The organism is Emticicia sp. (assembly GCF_049241225.1).
GTDB lineage: Bacteria > Bacteroidota > Bacteroidia > Cytophagales > Spirosomataceae > Emticicia.
The window spans coordinates 23,721-26,159 of sequence record NZ_JBMLRC010000099.1; the positions used below are offsets into that span (position 1 = coordinate 23,721).

Below are 2,439 nucleotides of genomic sequence, written 5' to 3' on the forward strand. Positions count from 1 at the left end.
TCTATAAAAATAACCTTTGAATATTGGCTTCGGCGTATCCAGCACTGGTGGTCATTCCCTTGCCACCGATTCCGGTAAAAATATGAATATTGGGCGAAATATCATGCTCAAAAATCTCGTTGGGGTGCTGGGCATAGAACCCCGCCCACGTACGAGCAATCTGATTGACAGGGAAGTTTACGATGCGTTCGGCTTCTTTGAGCATGAGTTTATTGACATAGTCTTTGGTATCAAAACCCAGCTCATCAGTTTTGCCCACTGGTGCATATTCGTGCGAATCGCCGATGATGATTGAGCCGTCAATGGCTTGCTTAAAGAGGATGTGAATGCCCCATTTTTTGAGTTCGGTGTAGTATTCGGGAGTTGTATTATTTTTATAAGATGGGCATTCTTCAAAAGACTCGTATCGTCTGATTGAAAGTCCTGTAAGAATATTACCTTTCAGCGAAACGTTTTTCATCGGAACTGTCTGCATCATTTGTAGTTTGCTTACAACCAGTCCGCTTTTAGCGTAGGTTTCTGGAAAAAGTAAATTGAAAACATAGCCACTGCAAATAATGACTTTTTCGGCCGAAAACTTCTCTCTTGCGGCTGTCAGTACCTCAACTTTTCCATTGATTTCTTGGCAGTCAATCACGGTAGAGTTGGGTTTATACGCAACCTTGTGTTTTTCTTGTAAAAAACCTAAAACTTTGTAAATCAATAAGTTTGGCTCGATACTTACTTCGTTTGGGTAATAAATCGCACCTTTTGCGTATTCACTTTTGAGTTCGGGATACTGCTCCAAACACTGCCTTTTTGAAAGTAGATTGCAAGCATAGCCTTTGCTTTGATGAATAGCGAATAATTCGTTGGCCAGCGTCCACTCGGTATCGTCGGAGGCGACATAGATAGTGCCATTTCGACGTACAGAAATATCAAATTTCGACTGAATATCTTGGTATATTTCCAGACTTCTGCGTCCGTAGTCGAACCATCTGCCCGATGACCCCGACGGTACGGCTTGGCCAAAATTACGGACAGTTGAGCTTACAGGAAAATTGTCTTTTTCTAAGATAAGGACACTCTTGCCGAGTTTGGTTGCGTGATACGCATGAAACGCCCCCATAATACCTCCACCAACAATTATTAAATCAAAGTTTTTCATTTAGGCTTCGTTTAAAACACTAATATTTTCGATAATTGGGCGGAGTTCACGCAAGGAAGTAAGCAAACCATTATTCTGAATAAACTGTAGTTGCTCGTGCGTGTGCGTGCCATTTGTAACCCCCAACGATAAACGACACCCTGCCTTTGAGCCAGATTTGAGGTCGGATGGAGTATCACCGATATTAATGACGTCGTACGGGTCAACTACACCCATGAGTTTCATGGCTTTCTGAATCATCAGTGGTTCGGGGCGTCCTTTGGCAACTTCATCGCTGGCGATAGAAACATCAATCACCGATTTTCCAGTAGTATTTACGTAGTTAAATTCTAAACCATCGAGCCAGCCGAGTTTTTCGAGAATGATGTTGGTCACTTTTCGGTAAAAACCCGTCGTTAAGGCGATTTTTACATCATTTTTGCGTAAAAAATCGAATATTTCTAAGCAACCATCGGTTGGTAAGACATCGTTGAGTTTATAGTGGTCTTCGAGAATCAGGCGGAAATAATCGTACGAATACACCACATTTTCGTCGTATTCGGGGTGATTTTGTCCGATTCGTTCATCCCAGAGGAGCTTGAAAACTTCGATTTTTGAATAACCTTGTAGGGCCAAAATTCGCTCTTCTGACACTTGTAGGCCAGTTTCGGCACAGGCACGAGCAAAGCAGGTTTCGACTTCCTTTTTGTCTTGCACGGTTGTGCCAGCCATATCAAAGACAACTAATTTTATCGGTAGCATTTTTGATTTTTGTTTTTTTGCACAACAAAGTAAAACGTTTAAAATTAGCTTGGCTTTATCGAAATATAAACAAATTGTTAAGCTAATATTAGCCCGATATAATTAACAAATACTTAATAGTGAAGGTAGAAACGAAGTATTGTTAGTGGCATACTTTTGCCGAAAAATTTAATAATGGTTTTAACAAATACCCATAGCCGACTTTCTCGAATCACTGACAACTACTTTGATTATTATTTTGAAGAATTGAAATATTTTCTTGCTCCACTTTTTGATTATAAGCAAGGAAATTGCCACAATGTGACTCACTTTGCTTCGCTTATCTTACGAAGCTACGGTGTGCAGCACAAAAAAATTTGGATTTATGCTCCTACACGTTACTGCGAAGACTCAAAACAAACGATCCAGCTTCCCGACCCTAATCAAATTTCGCCTAATGGCTTACTAACTTGGGGTTTTCATGTGGCTCTGTTGCTGCAATATGAGGGAACAGAGTTTATATTTGATTTATTTATTGATTCCGAAAAACCCTTGACAATGGGCGAGTGGCT

General features: G+C 40.5%; 3 protein-coding genes. 1 reads left to right on the forward strand and 2 read right to left on the reverse strand.

The window, feature by feature from the left end:
- Position 1 precedes the first annotated feature (1 nt).
- Entirely contained in the window at positions 2–1,147 is a 1,146-nt protein-coding gene (locus ACOVO2_RS06120) for a TIGR03364 family FAD-dependent oxidoreductase (RefSeq protein WP_421769116.1), read from the reverse strand.
- Positions 1,148–1,888 (reverse strand): HAD family hydrolase, encoded by a 741-nt coding sequence (locus ACOVO2_RS06125; RefSeq protein ID WP_421769117.1) that lies wholly within the window; start codon positions 1,886–1,888, stop codon positions 1,148–1,150.
- A gap of 174 nt (positions 1,889–2,062) precedes the next feature.
- Between ACOVO2_RS06125 and ACOVO2_RS06130 the strand changes: the two genes are divergently transcribed.
- The coding region (locus ACOVO2_RS06130; RefSeq protein ID WP_421769118.1) for a protein-glutamine glutaminase family protein at positions 2,063–2,439 on the forward strand (377 nt) is incomplete at its 3' end.